The sequence below is a fragment of the Sphingomonas sp. GV3 genome, assembly GCF_031082075.1.
GTDB classification, from domain to species: domain Bacteria; phylum Pseudomonadota; class Alphaproteobacteria; order Sphingomonadales; family Sphingomonadaceae; genus Sphingomonas; species Sphingomonas beigongshangi.
Genome location: NZ_JARWLE010000001.1, coordinates 866,987 through 880,684, shown reverse-complemented (window position 1 = coordinate 880,684; position 13,698 = coordinate 866,987). Strand labels below are relative to the sequence as shown.

14 protein-coding genes are annotated in these 13,698 nt (G+C 68.1%); 9 read left to right on the top strand and 5 right to left on the bottom strand.

Annotated elements, in window-relative coordinates; genetic code table 11:
* Positions 1-85: 85 nt before the first annotated feature.
* The 3 genes from RF701_RS04030 to RF701_RS04020 are packed head-to-tail and all read left to right on the top strand — an operon-like array spanning position 86 to position 4,354.
* Positions 86-1,267, top strand: a complete 1,182-nt coding sequence (locus tag RF701_RS04030) for an HlyD family secretion protein (RefSeq protein ID WP_210358517.1) — start codon at positions 86-88, stop codon at positions 1,265-1,267.
* 1 nt (position 1,268) lies between these two features.
* Positions 1,269-2,840: an MDR family MFS transporter gene (locus tag RF701_RS04025; RefSeq protein WP_308814153.1), complete on the top strand. Its 1,572-nt coding sequence runs from the start codon at positions 1,269-1,271 to the stop codon at positions 2,838-2,840.
* Positions 2,840-4,354, top strand: a complete 1,515-nt coding sequence (locus RF701_RS04020; protein ID WP_308814152.1) for an efflux transporter outer membrane subunit — start codon at positions 2,840-2,842, stop codon at positions 4,352-4,354. Before RF701_RS04025 ends, RF701_RS04020 begins: the two co-directional genes overlap by 1 nt.
* A 370-nt stretch (positions 4,355-4,724) precedes the next feature.
* Here the strand turns inward: RF701_RS04020 and rplI are convergent, their stop codons facing one another.
* From rplI to RF701_RS04000, 4 genes are all read right to left on the bottom strand, one after another.
* Positions 4,725-5,315, bottom strand: coding sequence for a 50S ribosomal protein L9 (gene rplI / locus RF701_RS04015; RefSeq protein ID WP_203310053.1), 591 nt, complete (start codon positions 5,313-5,315; stop codon positions 4,725-4,727).
* A gap of 12 nt (positions 5,316-5,327) precedes the next feature.
* On the bottom strand, positions 5,328-5,552 hold the full coding sequence (gene rpsR / locus RF701_RS04010; protein WP_007403456.1) for a 30S ribosomal protein S18: 225 nt from the start codon (positions 5,550-5,552) through the stop codon (positions 5,328-5,330).
* Positions 5,552-5,986, bottom strand: a complete 435-nt coding sequence (rpsF, locus tag RF701_RS04005) for a 30S ribosomal protein S6 (RefSeq protein ID WP_203310101.1) — start codon at positions 5,984-5,986, stop codon at positions 5,552-5,554. The genes rpsR and rpsF overlap by 1 nt, the downstream gene beginning before the upstream one ends.
* Before the next feature lie 168 nt (positions 5,987-6,154).
* Complete coding sequence (locus RF701_RS04000; RefSeq protein WP_210358520.1) at positions 6,155-6,484, bottom strand: RcnB family protein; 330 nt, start codon at positions 6,482-6,484, stop codon at positions 6,155-6,157.
* Positions 6,485-6,720: 236 nt separating this feature from the next.
* Here RF701_RS04000 and fabD point away from each other — a divergent pair, with 236 nt between their 5' ends.
* The 6 genes from fabD to RF701_RS03970 all read left to right on the top strand — a co-directional run bounded on the left by fabD (position 6,721) and on the right by RF701_RS03970 (position 12,982).
* Positions 6,721-7,680: an ACP S-malonyltransferase gene (gene fabD, locus RF701_RS03995; protein ID WP_308815612.1), complete on the top strand. Its 960-nt coding sequence runs from the start codon at positions 6,721-6,723 to the stop codon at positions 7,678-7,680.
* 118 nt (positions 7,681-7,798) lie between these two features.
* Positions 7,799-8,539: a 3-oxoacyl-[acyl-carrier-protein] reductase gene (gene fabG / locus RF701_RS03990; protein WP_308814150.1), complete on the top strand. Its 741-nt coding sequence runs from the start codon at positions 7,799-7,801 to the stop codon at positions 8,537-8,539.
* A 122-nt stretch (positions 8,540-8,661) separates the two neighbouring features.
* Positions 8,662-8,898 carry an acyl carrier protein gene (locus tag RF701_RS03985; protein ID WP_017979028.1) on the top strand — a complete coding sequence of 79 codons (237 nt, stop codon included), beginning with the start codon at positions 8,662-8,664 and terminating at the stop codon, positions 8,896-8,898.
* A 171-nt stretch (positions 8,899-9,069) separates the two neighbouring features.
* Positions 9,070-10,329: a beta-ketoacyl-ACP synthase II gene (fabF, locus tag RF701_RS03980; protein WP_203310050.1), complete on the top strand. Its 1,260-nt coding sequence runs from the start codon at positions 9,070-9,072 to the stop codon at positions 10,327-10,329.
* Positions 10,330-10,352: 23 nt separating this feature from the next.
* Positions 10,353-11,321 carry an endolytic transglycosylase MltG gene (gene mltG, locus RF701_RS03975; protein WP_210358523.1) on the top strand — a complete coding sequence of 323 codons (969 nt, stop codon included), beginning with the start codon at positions 10,353-10,355 and terminating at the stop codon, positions 11,319-11,321.
* Between the two features lie 71 nt (positions 11,322-11,392).
* Positions 11,393-12,982, top strand: coding sequence for a DUF5597 domain-containing protein (locus RF701_RS03970; protein WP_308814149.1), 1,590 nt, complete (start codon positions 11,393-11,395; stop codon positions 12,980-12,982).
* Positions 12,983-13,090: 108 nt separating this feature from the next.
* Here the strand turns inward: RF701_RS03970 and eda are convergent, their stop codons facing one another.
* Positions 13,091-13,696, bottom strand: a complete 606-nt coding sequence (gene eda / locus RF701_RS03965) for a bifunctional 4-hydroxy-2-oxoglutarate aldolase/2-dehydro-3-deoxy-phosphogluconate aldolase (RefSeq protein ID WP_308814148.1) — start codon at positions 13,694-13,696, stop codon at positions 13,091-13,093.
* Between the last annotated feature and the right edge of the window lie 2 nt (positions 13,697-13,698).

Sequence of the window (13,698 nt, the reverse complement as noted above, 5' to 3'; positions counted from 1 at the left end):
GGGGTTCCTGCAATAGCGGACACGGCGTCCGCTTTCGGGTCGCGGGGCCCTCGCTTTCCACCTCGACGGAACGGACGACAAATCGATGAGCGACACGCCGCATTCGGGCCAGGGCGAAGGACAGGAGGCGGACGCCGACGCGGCGTCGGCCGGCGACGGCAAGCCGGCAAAGCGGCTGAGCGGCCGGGCGAAGGTCATCCTGCTGGCGCTGCTCGCCATCGTCGTCGTGGTCGGTATCGTCTGGTACCTGCGCTACGAAAGTCGCGGAAAATTCCTGCAGAACACGAACGACGCGACGATACAGGCGGATGCGGTCACCGTCGCGCCCAAGGTGAGCGGCTATGTCGCCGAGGTCATGGTCGGCGATAACCAGGACGTGAAGGCGGGGCAGCCGCTCGTCCGCATCGATCCGCGCACCTATCGCGCGCAGGCGGCGCAGGCGGAGGCGCAGATCGCTCAGGCCCGCGCCAGCGCCGATGCCGCGCGCGCCTCGATCAACGAACAATATGCGACCATCGCGCAGGCGCAGGCGCAGCTCGATTCGGCGCGGATCAAGGCGGCGCACGACGCGGCGGAAGTCGCGCGGTATCGACCGCTCGCCGCCTCGGGCGCCGAGACGCGGGAACAACTGTCGCAGCTGGAGCTCGCCGCGCGGCAATCGGCCGAGGCCGTCCGCGTGCAGGCCGCGGCGGTCGCCATGCAGCGCCGTCGCGTCGCGTCCTTCGCGGCGCAGCTGCGGCAGGGGCAGGCGCAGGCGCAGGGCGCCCAGGCGCAATTGGCGTCGGTCAACGTCGATGTCGGCTCCACGCTGATCCGCGCCGCGACCGACGGCCGGATCGGCGACAAGACGGTGACGGTGGGCCAGTTCGTCCAGGCCGGGACGCGCCTGATGTCGGTCGTACCGCTCGACAAGCTCTACGTGACCGCCAATTTCAAGGAGACGCAGCTCGCGCTGATGCGTCCCGGCCAGCCGGCGACGATCAAGGTCGACGCGCTCGACGGGATTGAATTGAAGGGCCAGGTGCAGAGCGTGTCGCCGGGCACGGGCGCGCAATTCTCGCTGATCCCGCCGCAGAACGCGACGGGCAACTTCACCAAGATCGTGCAGCGCGTGCCGGTGCGGATCGCGATTGAAGCGAGCCCGGATGCGCGCCGGTTGCTCGTACCGGGCCTGTCGGTCACCGTTACGGTGGACACGATCGGCGCCAAGGGCCAGCTGGATCGGCTGCGCGAGCAGCAGAAGCAGCTCGACCAGCGGGGTCGCTGACATGGCCAGCGCCGCCGCGCGCCAGACGGGCGCGGGACGCGCCGCCGACCGACCGGCCGGCGGCGCGCAAAAGGCCGATCTGTCCGCATGGCTCGCGGTTGCGGCGGGGACGCTCGGTGCGCTGATGGCGACGCTCGACATCTCCATCGTCAATTCGGCGCTGCCGACGATCCAGGGCGAGATCGGTGCGAGCGGTACGGAGGGCACCTGGGTGGCCACCGCCTATCTGGTCGCGGAGATCGTGATCATCCCGATGGCGGCCTGGCTGGAGCGGTTGCTGGGCCTCAGGACCTTCCTGCTCATCGCGGCGGGTCTGTTCACCGGCTTTTCGATGATCTGCGGCACCGCGACGTCGCTGACTGCGATGATCATCGGTCGCGTCGGGCAGGGGTTCACCGGCGGCGCGATGATCCCGACCGCGCAGACAATCATCGCGACGCGCCTGCCGCGCAGCCAGCAGCCGATCGGCATCGCCGCCTTCGGCGTCACGGCGATCATGGGGCCGGTGATCGGCCCGCTCATCGGCGGATGGCTGACGGAGAATATCAGCTGGCACTACAGCTTCTTCATCAACCTGCCGATCTGTGCCGCCCTGGTCATCCTGCTGCTCGTCGGCCTGCCGCACCAGAAGAGCCGGCTCGACCTGCTGGGGGAGGCGGACTGGCTCGGCATCGCGGGGCTCGCGCTGGGGCTCGGCGGCCTCACCGTCTTTCTCGAGGAAGGGCAGCGCGAACAATGGTTCTCCTCCGGACTGATCCGGCTGATGGCGCTGGTGACGACGGTCGGCTTCGCGCTCATCTGCGCGGGGCAGATCACCGCCAAGCGGCCGGTCATCAAGCTCAAGCTGCTGCTCGATCGGCAGTTCGGCGCGGTGGCCCTGATGGGGATGGTGCTAGGCGTCGTGCTCTACGGCACTTCCTATGCCATTCCGCAATTCCTCGCCTCCATCGCCGACTATAACGCGCTGCAATCGGGCAAGGTGGTCCTGCTGTCGGGCATCCCCAGCCTGTTCATGATGGCGATCGTGCCGATCCTGCTGAAACGGATCGACATCCGCCTCGCGGTCTCCGCGGGGCTCGTCATCATGGGTGGCGCCGCTCTGATGGACGCGCACCTGACGATCACGTCGGACGGCAGCGACTTCACCGCGTCGCAGCTGCTGCGCGGCGTCGGGCAGATCCTGGGCATGTTGTTCCTCAGCCAGGCGGTCGTGCGCTCGGTGCCGCCGCAGGACGCGGGCGACGCGTCCGGCCTGTTCAACGCGGTCCGCAACCTCGGCGGCAGCTTTGCGCTCGCCGGCATCTCGATCCTCCAGGACACGAGGACCTGGTTCCATTCGCGCCGGATCGAGGAAACGCTGAACGCCAATGCGATCGCGGTGCAGGATTACGTCCACAGCCTCGGCGGACCGGGCGCGCTGCCGCTGATCGAACGCCAGATCCAGGGGCAGGCGCTGGTGATGACGTTCAACGACATCTTCTGGATCATGGGGATCGGCACCTTCGTCGTGCTGCCCCTCGTCCTGTTTCTCCGCCCCTTGCCGAAGGACGCCGCACCCGCGGCGATGCATTGATGCGACAGACGCTCCCGCTTCTATCCACCGCCGCGCTGCTCGCGGGCTGCACCGTCGGACCCGATTACAAGGGGCCGCCGTCGGTCGCCTCCGACGCGGTGACGCGCGGCCGCTTCGTCCGGGCGCAGGATGCGGCGCTGACGCCGGCCCCCGGTCTGGCGCGCTGGTGGGAGACGCTGAACGACCCCACGCTCACCGCGCTGGTCGACGATGCCCTGGCGCACAGTCCGACGATCGACGCCGCGCAGGCGCGGATACGGGCGGCCGAGGCGCAATTGCGTGCCCAGAGGACGGCGGCGCTGCCCAATGTCAGCGCCAGCGCGACCTATCTCCACGCGCAACTGCCGGGCACCGGCCTGGGCGGCAGTGGCAGTAACGGCAGCGCTTCGGGCGGCGGCAGCGCCACCGGCGGCGCAACAAGCCTGTCTAGCCTCGACTTCTTCAATCTGGGCGGCACGGCGTCGTGGGAGCCGGACCTGTTCGGCGGTACGCGCCGCGGCGTCGAGCAGGTACGGGCGACCGTCGGCCAGCGCTTCGCCGATCTTGCCGATGCACAGGTCAGCCTGTCGGCGCAGGTCGCGCAGGCTTATGTCGCGCTGCGCGATGCGCAGGAGCGGGCCAGGCTCAATGCCCGATCGACCGCGCTCCAGCGACAGGCGCTCGCGCTCACGCGCCAGCGTTTCGCGGCGGGTACCGCGTCGCGGCTCCAGGTCGACCGGCTGGAGCAGCAGCTGCAAAGCACCGACGCGCAGAATATCCCGCTCGCCGCGCAGATCGACGAATACAAGGGTCAGCTCGCGATCCTGACGGGGCGGGCGCCCGGCGCGCTCGATGCGACGCTGGCGACCGAAGTGCCGGTGCCGTTGCCGCCGCGCGAGGTTCCGATCGGCGATCCCGCCGCCTTGATCGCCCATCGTCCCGACGTGCGCGCGGCCGAGCGCGCGCTGGCGGCAAGCAATGCGCAGATCGGCGTGAACACGGCGAAGCTGTTTCCGTCGCTCAAATTCATGGGCCTGTTCGGCCTTGGCGGTACGAGCATCGCCGACGTCGTCGACCCCGGCAAGTTCACCGCGCTGCTCGCGCCGATGCTGAGCTGGAACATCCTCGACTTTGGTCGCGCGCGCGCGGGTGTCCGGCAGGCGGAGGCACAGCGCGATGCCGCCGACGCGCAATATCGCCAGACCGTCCTCGAAGCTCTGCAGGATGCCGAGACGTCGCTTTCGCGATTCGGCAACGTGCGTCTTCAGCTCGCGCAGCTCGCCCAGGCGGAGGCGACCGCGACCCGGGCCGCACAACTCAACGACCAGCGCGTGCGCGCGGGCACGAGCACGCTGATCGACCAGCTCGACATCGAACGCCAGCGCCTGGCCGCGTCGATCGGCGTGGCGCAGGGCAAGGCCCAGCTGACCAACAGCTATATTGCCGTGCAGAAAGCGTTGGGCCTCGGCTGGACCGATCCGGTGCACGTCGTGCCGTACCGCGACGCCGCGGGGCCATCTCGTTCACCCTCTTGAAACCTTTTGCGTCAGCGCGCATTTACATTGCGATTGGCAACGGATTTCTACGGATCATGAAACAGATCGTCCCCTTGGTGCTTGCCCTTATCCCGCTTGCGGCGGTGGTCAGCGCCTGCGTTACCTGCCCGTAAGGGAAGGCACCGGCCCGGTCAGGGCAACCCTGGAAACGAAAAGGCCGCTTCGTCGCATGACGGAGCGGCCTTTTCTTTCGAAAGCGCCGCGATCCGCCTGAGCACGGACGCCCCCGCAGCCGTATGCCGGCGCGGAGGCGACCGTGGCCATCATCCGCGACCGCGAAACACGAAAAAGCCGCCCGGTCGCGCGGACCGGACGGCTCTTTCGTTTCGGGAAAAGCAACGAGGGGCGATCAGCCCTCCGCCTGCTCCTCCGACTGAACCTCGGCGGTTGCGCCCGGCTCGGCGTTCGGATCGTAATCCTCGGTGAAGCCGGCCTCGTCACGCTCGAACATCTGCGCCATGACGTCGACGCCCTGCGCCTGCATCTCGGCCTCTTCGGGCGAACGGGCGACGTTGACCTTGACGGTCACCGCGACCTCGGGGTGCAGCGCGACGCGCACGTCATACACGCCGATCGACTTGATCGGCTTGTCGAGGACGATCTGGCTCTTCGTCACCTTGTGGCCGGCAGCGTCCAGCGCCTCGACCAGGTCGCGCACCGCGACCGAGCCGTACAGCTGGCCGGTGTTCGATGCCTGACGGATCAGCGTGACCGACGCGTCCTTGAACGAGCCAGCATCCTTTTCCGCGTCGCTGCGACGGGCGGCATTGTCCGCCTCGATGCGGGCGCGGTTCGCCTCAAACACCTTGCGGTTGGCTTCGTTGGCGCGCAGCGCCTTCTTGTTCGGCAGCAGGAAGTTGCGGGCGAAACCGTCCTTCACCTTCACCACGTCGCCGATGGCGCCGAGCTTCTCGACGCGCTCCAGCAGAATAACGTCCATGTGGCTCGCTCCTTACTTCACGACGTAGGGCAGCAGGCCCAGGTGACGGGCGCGCTTGATCGCCTGGGCGAGCTCACGCTGCTTCTTGGCGCTCACCGAAGTGATGCGCGACGGCACGATCTTGCCACGCTCGGACACGAAGCCCTGCAGCAGGCGGACGTCCTTATAGTCGATCCGCGGCGCATCCTTGGCGCTGAACGGGCACGACTTGCGGCGGCGGAAAAACGGGCGAGCCATTATGCGGCCTCCTCTTCACGGTCACGACGGGGGCCACGGTCGCCGCGCGGCGCGCCGTCACGGCCGCCTTCGCGCCCACCTTCACGGTCGCTGCGACGCTCGCGGTCGCGCTCCTGCTTGCGCATCATCACGGTCGGACCCTGCTCCAGCTCGTCCACGCGGACGGTCATGTAGCGGATCACGTCCTCGTTGATCTGCGTCTGGCGCTCCAGCTCGGCGACCACCGAACCCGGTGCGTCGATCTCAAGCATCACGTAATGCGCCTTGCGGTTCTTCGCGATGCGATAGGCGAGGCTGCGCAGGCCCCAGGTCTCGGTCTTGACAACCTTGCCGCCATTGTCCTCGATGATCTTCGTGGCGTTTTCCGCCAGCGCGTCCACCTGCGCCTGTGCCAGATCCTGGCGCGCAAGGAACGTGTGCTCGTACAGAGCCATGCCTTGTCCTTCGTTGGCCGATCGCTGACGCATGCCCCATGCAGCGCCCCTCCGGCTGTCGTCCATGCAATCGGGGCGACGAGCAAACGCCCGCCGCCCCGTTTCCATCGGCGGCCCTTAGCACAGGCCGGCCGAAAGGCAAGCCTCAAGCCGCAGCTTTACCGGTGCTTACCGGAAGAGGCCGGGCCGAACCTCGACGATCGTGCCGTTGGGCCGGACCAGCAGCGCGTCGCGACCCGAGCGCACCCAATACATGCCGCGCGCCGGCGCGCGCAGGCGATAGGTGCGGTATTCGTTCACGCGGCGATAGTTGGGGGCGTAGCGGCGATCGAAGCGCTGGCCGGTGCGCCACGTGCGCGTCGTCACGACGGTGGTGCCGTTCGGCCGCTCGCGCACGGTGGTCACTTCCTGGCGCTGCGGGGCGGCCTCCGCGGCGGTCGCGGCGATCGGGCCGGCCACCAGCGTGGCGGCGATCGCGGTAAGAACGAGCTTCTTCATGATTGCATACTCCCATCTGCGAACAGGCGCCGTCAGTCGGCGTCGGGAAGGAAATGGGGTCCGGTTGTCGCAGACCTCTCCCGCCCGACCAGCAAAACGGTCGCAGGATGTCGCAACTCCGACAGGTTCGTTCAGGTTGCGTGAGGGCCGCCACGGCCCTAGGGGCGCGCACCAGGATTGGCGATGAGCGCGGCCTCCGGGCTTGCGCGCGCCATTATTTGCGAGGAGAGCGCGTGATGCGGGCATTCATCTTTCCGGGCCAGGGCAGCCAGTCGGTGGGCATGGGCAAGGCGCTGGCCGACGCCAGTCCCGTCGCGCGCGAAGTCTTCGGCGAAGTCGACGAGGCGCTGGGCCAAAACCTGTTCCGCCTGATGACGGAAGGACCGGCAGACGCGCTGACGCTTACCGAGAACGCCCAGCCGGCGATCATGGCCAATGCGATCGCCACGCTGCGCGTCCTCGAACGCGAGGGCAACGTGCGCCTCGCCGACAAGGCGGAGTATGTCGCCGGCCACAGCCTGGGCGAATATACCGCCCTGTGCGCGGCGCAGGCATTCGACCTGTCGACCACGGCGCGGCTGCTCAGGCTGCGTGGCCAGGCTATGCAGGCCGCGGTGCCGGTGGGCGAGGGGGCGATGGCCGCTTTGCTCGGCGCGGACCTCGACAAGGCGCGGGCGATCGCCGCCGCGGCGGTCGAGGCGGTCGCCGCGGACGGGGGCGGGGCGCAGGTCTGCACCGTCGCCAACGACAACGATCCGGGGCAGGTCGTCATCTCCGGCCATCGCGCCCCGGTCGAACGCGCCGTTGGCCTTGCAAAGGAGATGGGGGCGAAACGCGGCGTCCTGCTTCCCGTTTCCGCACCCTTCCACTGCCCGCTGATGCAGCCGGCCGCCGATGCCATGGCGGCGGCGCTCGCCGACGCCCGGATCGCCGCGCCGCTCGTCCCGGTCTTTGCCAATTTCCATGCGGCGCCGATCGCCGATCCCGATGCGATCCGCGCCGCGCTCGTCGAGCAGGTGACGGGCATGGTGCGCTGGCGGGAATCGGTGCTGGCGATGGTCGAGGCCGGCGTGACGCATTTCGTCGAGTTCGGTGGCAAGGTCCTTGCCCCCATGGTCAAGCGCATCGCGCCCGACGCCGACGCCGTCAGCGTCGTGACGATGGACGACCTGGAGAATCTGCTTAAGACGATGTGATGGTCCCGCGGAGCCAGAGCGGAGCGAAGGGCCTCGGCCGCCTAGGCCGTCGCCTCGATGGTCTCCGACGGCTTCGATCCCGCCGTATCGTCGCGCGACCCGATAAGGATTATGAAGCATGTTTGATCTGACTGGCATGACCGCGCTCGTGACGGGCGCTTCCGGGGGCATCGGTTCAGCGATCGCCCGCGCCCTCACGGCGCAGGGCGCGCGGCTGGCGGTGTCCGGCTCCAATGCCGACAAGCTGGAGGACTTTCGCGCGTCGCTGGGCGGCGACCATGTCGCGCTGCCGTGCAATCTGTCCGATGCGAGCGCGGTCGATGCGCTGGTGCCGCAGGCGGTCGAGGCACTGAGCGGCAAGCTCGACATCCTGGTCAACAACGCCGGCGTCACGCGCGACAACCTCGCGATGCGGATGAAGGATGACGAATGGGATCAGGTGATCCGCGTCAACCTGGAGGCCGCCTTCCGCCTGATCCGCGCCGCCGCAAAGCCGATGATGAAGGCGCGCTTCGGTCGCGTCGTGTCGATCACCTCGGTCGTCGGGCAGACGGGCAATCCGGGGCAGGCGAACTACGCGGCGTCCAAGGCCGGCCTGGTCGGCATGTCGAAGGCGCTGGCGCAGGAACTCGCCAGTCGCAACATCACCGTCAATTGCGTCGCGCCCGGCTTCATCCGCTCGGCGATGACCGACGTGCTGCCGGATGCGCAGAAGACCGCGCTGCTCAGCCGCATTCCGGCGGGCGACCTTGGCACGGGCGAGGACATCGCGGCGGCCGTCGTCTACCTCGCCAGCCGCGAAGCCGGGTACGTCACCGGTCAGACCCTGCACGTCAACGGCGGCATGGCGATGATCTAACTTGCTGGGATCGCTGGCGAACGCCGGCGACTCTTAACAGACGCTTGCCAGCCGGACGGCCCCGTTCTACGGGCGGTGCGGCAACTTTTAAAAACACCCCCAACGTGAAGAGGGAAAATACCATGAGCGAGACCGCCGACCGCGTGAAGAAGATCGTCGTCGAGCATCTCGGCGTCGAAGCCGACAAGGTGACCGAGGACGCGAGCTTCATCGACGATCTCGGTGCCGACAGCCTCGACATCGTCGAGCTCGTGATGGCGTTCGAGGAAGAGTTCGGCGTCGAGATCCCGGACGATGCCGCCGAGAAGATCACGACCGTCAAGGACGCGATCACCTACATCGACGAGCACAAGGCGTAAGCCTTTAGCCTGATGGCATCATCGGGCCGGAATTGAGCGGCTCCCCGTCCCCGGCTAGAGGGCGGGGAGCCGTTTTGCGTTGAATGAAGCAGCCGCTCCGCCGCGGGCGGAGCCACCCCGGGGCGGGGGATGCCGGTGAAGGCCGGCTGGGCGCCCGAGAGGAAGAAGAACATGCGTCGCGTCGTTGTCACCGGTCTCGGCCTCGTCACTCCGCTGGGAGCGGACGTGGAGACCGCCTGGGCCAATATCATCGCCGCAAAGTCGGGCGCGGGCACCATCACCCGCTTCGACGCGACCGATTTCCAGTCGAACTACGCCTGCGAGGTAAAGCCCGCGGATCATGAGTATGGCTTCGACGCCGGCAAGCGCGTCGATCACAAGATCCAGCGCCAGGTCGATCCGTTCATCGTCTACGGCATCGATGCCGCCGGCCAGGCGCTCGAGGATGCCGGGCTCGTCGACATGCCGGAGGAGGCGCGCTACCGCGCCGGCTGTTCGATCGGGTCGGGTATCGGCGGCCTGCCGGGAATCGAAAGCGAATCGCTGGTGCTCGCGGCCAAGGGGCCGAAGCGTGTCAGCCCGCACTTCGTCCATGGTCGCCTGATCAACCTGATCTCCGGTCAGGTCAGCATCAAATACGGGCTGATGGGGCCGAATCACGCCGTCGTCACCGCCTGCTCGACCGGCGCGCATTCGATCGGCGACGCTGCCCGCATGATCGCGATGGACGATGCCGACGTGATGCTCGCGGGTGGCGCGGAGAGCGCGATCTGCCCGATCGGCATCGCCGGCTTCGGCCAGGCGCGCGCGCTGTCGACCGGCTTCCGTGACGAGCCGTGGCGTGCAAGCCGGCCGTACGACAAGGATCGGGACGGCTTCGTCATGGGCGAGGGGGCGGGCGTCGTCTGCCTCGAGGAATATGAGCATGCCAAGGCGCGCGGCGCCAAGATCTATGCCGAGGTGATCGGCTACGGCCTGTCGGGCGACGCCTACCACGTGACGGCACCGCATCCGGAAGGTTCGGGCGCGTTCCGATCGATGCAGATGGCGATGCGCAAGTCGGGCCTCGCGCTGGAGGACATCGACTATATCAATGCCCATGGCACGTCGACGCCGCTGGGTGACGAGCTGGAGCTCGGCGCCGTCCGCCGTCTGTTCGGCAATGCGCTGGACGGCCTTTCCATGTCGTCGACCAAGTCGGCCATCGGCCACCTGCTGGGCGGCGCGGGCGCGGTGGAGAGCATCTTCTGCATCCTGGCGATGCGCGATCAGATCGTGCCGCCGACGCTCAACCTCGACAATCCCTCCGACAATTGCGTCGGCGTCGATCTCGTCCCGCATGTCGCGAAGAAGCGGAAGGTGCGGGCGGTGCTGAACAACTCCTTCGGATTTGGCGGCACCAACGCGTCGCTGGTGATGAAGGCGGTCTGACGACCGGGCCCGGGAGAGCTGACGTGCGCAAGGCCGGCTGCATCGGATTGCTGATCGCGCTCGTCGCGATCCTCGGCGCCTTCTGGGTCGTCCATGGCTGGGGCGGCAGCGGCCCCGCGCCGCGCACGCTCACCGTCCAGGTCGCGGAGGGCAGCACGCTCGCCGGGGCCGCGCGCGAACTGGAGAAGGCGGGCGCGATCCCGTCCGCCTCGCGGTTCCGCATGCTAGCGCGGTTGTTCGGATCGGGCGAGCCGATCAAGGCGGGCGAATATCGCATTCCCGCGCACACCAGCCAGTCGGACATCCTCAAGATGCTGCAGGGCGGGAAGGTCCTGCAGCGTCTGGTCGTGGTGCCCGAAGGCTACCCGTCGGTGCTCGTCCACGACGCGCTGATCAAGGCGGACGGGCTGGTCGGACCGGTCGCGGTGCCCGCGGAAGGATCGGTCCTGCCCGACAGCTACGCCTTCCAGCGCGGCGATACGCGCGCGGCCGTGGTGGCGCGGATGCAGAATGCGATGCGCACGTATCTCAAGGCAGCCTGGGCGAAGCGCAAGCCCGGCATCGCCGTGTCGACACCGGAACAGGCGATCATCCTCGCCTCGATCGTCGAGAAGGAAACCGGCAAACCCTCGGAGCGCCGCATGGTCGCGGCGGTGTACGGCAACCGCCTGCGCGCCGGCATGCCGTTGCAGGCCGATCCGACGGTGATCTATCCAATCACCAAGGGCAGGCCGCTCGGCCGGCGCATCCTGCGGTCCGAGCTGCGCGCGAAGAACGGCTACAACACCTATGCCGAGACCGGGCTGCCGGTGGGTCCGATCGCCAACCCGGGGCGTGCCTCCATCGATGCGGTTCTCGACCCCGCCCAGTCAAAGGCGCTGTACTTCGTCGCCGATGGAACGGGTGGTCACGTCTTCGCGGACACGCTCGCGCAGCACAACGCCAACGTCCAGAAGTGGTACGCCATCCGTCGCGCCCGCGGCGAGATGTAGCCCGGACGGAGCCAGCCGCCCGTCTATCCGCAAGCGGTTGACGCAGCTTGCCCCACATATAGTATACGATGATGAGCTTCCATCTTCGTATAGCCGCTTCCGCCCTACTGCTGTCACTGATCGCGCCGCGTGCCGCAACGGCCGAGGACATGCCGCGCGTGGAATGGCGCGACGGACGGATGATGCTGCGCGTCGACGGCAAGCCCTTCCTCATCCTTGCCGCGCAGCTGCACAATTCGAGCGCCTGGCCTGCGCGGTTGCCGGCCGCTTGGGCAGCGGCGGAGGCCATGGCGGCCAATACGATCGAGGCGCCCGTCTATTGGGAGCAATTCGAGCCGGCGCGCGGCCGATACGACACGACGAACGTCGACGCGCTGGTCGCCAAGGCGCGCGCCTCGGGAAAGCGGCTCATCCTGTTGTGGTTCGGGACGTGGAAGAACGGTCAGAACCATTATGCGCCTACCTGGGTGCGGGCCGATCCCATCGCATTTCCCCGCATGATCGACGCGCGCGGCGAGCCGATCGACGTGCTGTCGCCGCATGCACTGTCCAACCTCGACGCCGACCGGACGGCCTTCGTCGCGCTGATGCGGCACCTCAGGGCTACGGATGGCGACCGCCACACCGTCATCGCGGTGCAGGTCGAGAACGAGCCCGGCGCGATCGGTGCGATCCGTGACCATGGTGCCGCGGCGGAGGCGGCCTTCGCAGACGCGGTGCCCGCCGATCTCGTCGCGAAACTGGGCCGCAAGCCGGGCCGCTGGCGCGATGTCTTCGGTCCCGATGCGGAGGAGGCGTTCGGCGCCTGGGCGACCGCGCGCTACATCGAGCGCGTCGCGGCGGCGGGCAAGGCGGCCAATCCCTTGCCCGTCTATGTGAACACCTGGCTGCGCTACAAGGACAAGAAATATCCTGGCATCGATTATCCCAGCGGCGGCGCGGTCTGGACGATGCTGGATCTGTGGAAGGCGGCGGCGCCCTCCGTCGATTTCATCGGGACCGATATCTACACCGACGACGCCGGCGAATACCGCAAGGTGCTCGACCAATATGCCCGTGCGGACAATCCGTCCTGGGTTTCCGAAACAGGCTTCGACGCCAAGACCGCGCCTTTCCTGTTCTACGTCCTCCAGCGTGGCGGCGTGGGCTTTTCCGTATTCGGCATCGACGCCGACCCCGTCACGCCGGCGACGGAGGCCGCGACCGCGGCGCATCGCGCCAATTTCCTGATGCTCGATCCGATACGCGCCCTCGTCGCCCAGGCAGCGTTCGACCGGCGACTCTATGCCGCGGTGGAAGAGCCCGGCCGCGCCAAGCAGATGCTGTCGCTCTCCGACGGCTGGGTAGCGCAGCTCAGCTTCGGACCGCCCCCCTGGGGCGATACGCCCGCCATCCTCGCCAATTCGCCGTCACAATCGGGCCGCGCGATGGTGATACGCCTCGGCACGGACGATTGGCTCGTCAGCGGTATCGACACGCGCGTCGAATTCGTCCGCACCGCCGCCGACGGCCGCCATGGGCAGCTGCTGCGCGTCGAGGAAGGCGAGATGCGCGACGGGGTGTGGCACCCCACACGGTGGTTGAACGGTGACGAGACCGATTACGGTCTCAATTTCGGCCCCGTCCCCAAGTTGCTGCGCGTCAGGACGGGCAGCTACTGAGCGGACGTCCGCCGTCCCGATGGCCGGGCGGGGCATCGGGAAGGCGGTCATCCGGACATTTCAGCCGTAAAGCGGGCGGATAACCCGGGTCGAAGCCGTCATGCCCCGTCAGCGGCGCAGTCCGCTCGCCGCCCGCGCCTTCGCCTCGACCTCGGCCATCGTGCCGCCCGTGACCCAGCTGCCCCCGACGCACAATACCGGATCGAACGCCAGCCAGTCTGGCGCGCTTGCTTCGGTGATACCTCCCGTCGGGCAGAAGCGGCATTGGTAGAAGGGGGCGGCGAGCGCCTTCAAGGCCTTCAGCCCGCCGGAGGTCTCAGCCGGAAAGAACTTGAAATGCGTGAGGCCCAGGTCGAGCCCGCGCATGATGTCGCCCGCGGTGGCGGTGCCGGGCAGATAGGCGACGCCCGCGTCGATGATCGGCCTCGCCAGACGTTCGGTCAGGCCGGGGGAGACGATGAACTCGACACCCGCATCGATCACGTCTCGCGCCTGCCGTTCGTTGACGACCGTGCCCGCGCCGACGATCGCGCCGGGAACCGCCTTCATCTCGGCGATTGCCTCCATCGCGGCACCGGTGCGCAGCGTCACCTCGAGCACTTTCAGCCCCCCGGCGACCAGCGCCTCGGCCAGCGGTCGCGCGGTGGCGGCGTCGTCAATCACCAGCACCGGGATGACGGCGCTGGTCTGCATGATGGTGGCGATATCGGTCATGG

What these genes read in the sequence shown, in the direction of transcription:
- RF701_RS04030 (WP_210358517.1), top strand. Translation starts at nt 86, where the DNA reads ATGAGCGACACGCCGCATTCGGGCCAGGGCGAAGGACAGGAGGCGGAC.
- RF701_RS04025 (WP_308814153.1), top strand. Translation starts at nt 1,269, where the DNA reads ATGGCCAGCGCCGCCGCGCGCCAGACGGGCGCGGGACGCGCCGCCGAC.
- RF701_RS04020 (WP_308814152.1), top strand. Translation starts at nt 2,840, where the DNA reads ATGCGACAGACGCTCCCGCTTCTATCCACCGCCGCGCTGCTCGCGGGC.
- rplI (WP_203310053.1), bottom strand. Translation starts at nt 5,315, where the DNA reads ATGGACGTTATTCTGCTGGAGCGCGTCGAGAAGCTCGGCGCCATCGGC.
- rpsR (WP_007403456.1), bottom strand. Translation starts at nt 5,552, where the DNA reads ATGGCTCGCCCGTTTTTCCGCCGCCGCAAGTCGTGCCCGTTCAGCGCC.
- rpsF (WP_203310101.1), bottom strand. Translation starts at nt 5,986, where the DNA reads ATGGCTCTGTACGAGCACACGTTCCTTGCGCGCCAGGATCTGGCACAG.
- RF701_RS04000 (WP_210358520.1), bottom strand. Translation starts at nt 6,484, where the DNA reads ATGAAGAAGCTCGTTCTTACCGCGATCGCCGCCACGCTGGTGGCCGGC.
- fabD (WP_308815612.1), top strand. Translation starts at nt 6,721, where the DNA reads ATGCGGGCATTCATCTTTCCGGGCCAGGGCAGCCAGTCGGTGGGCATG.
- fabG (WP_308814150.1), top strand. Translation starts at nt 7,799, where the DNA reads ATGTTTGATCTGACTGGCATGACCGCGCTCGTGACGGGCGCTTCCGGG.
- RF701_RS03985 (WP_017979028.1), top strand. Translation starts at nt 8,662, where the DNA reads ATGAGCGAGACCGCCGACCGCGTGAAGAAGATCGTCGTCGAGCATCTC.
- fabF (WP_203310050.1), top strand. Translation starts at nt 9,070, where the DNA reads ATGCGTCGCGTCGTTGTCACCGGTCTCGGCCTCGTCACTCCGCTGGGA.
- RF701_RS03970 (WP_308814149.1), top strand. Translation starts at nt 11,393, where the DNA reads ATGAGCTTCCATCTTCGTATAGCCGCTTCCGCCCTACTGCTGTCACTG.
- eda (WP_308814148.1), bottom strand. Translation starts at nt 13,696, where the DNA reads ATGACCGATATCGCCACCATCATGCAGACCAGCGCCGTCATCCCGGTG.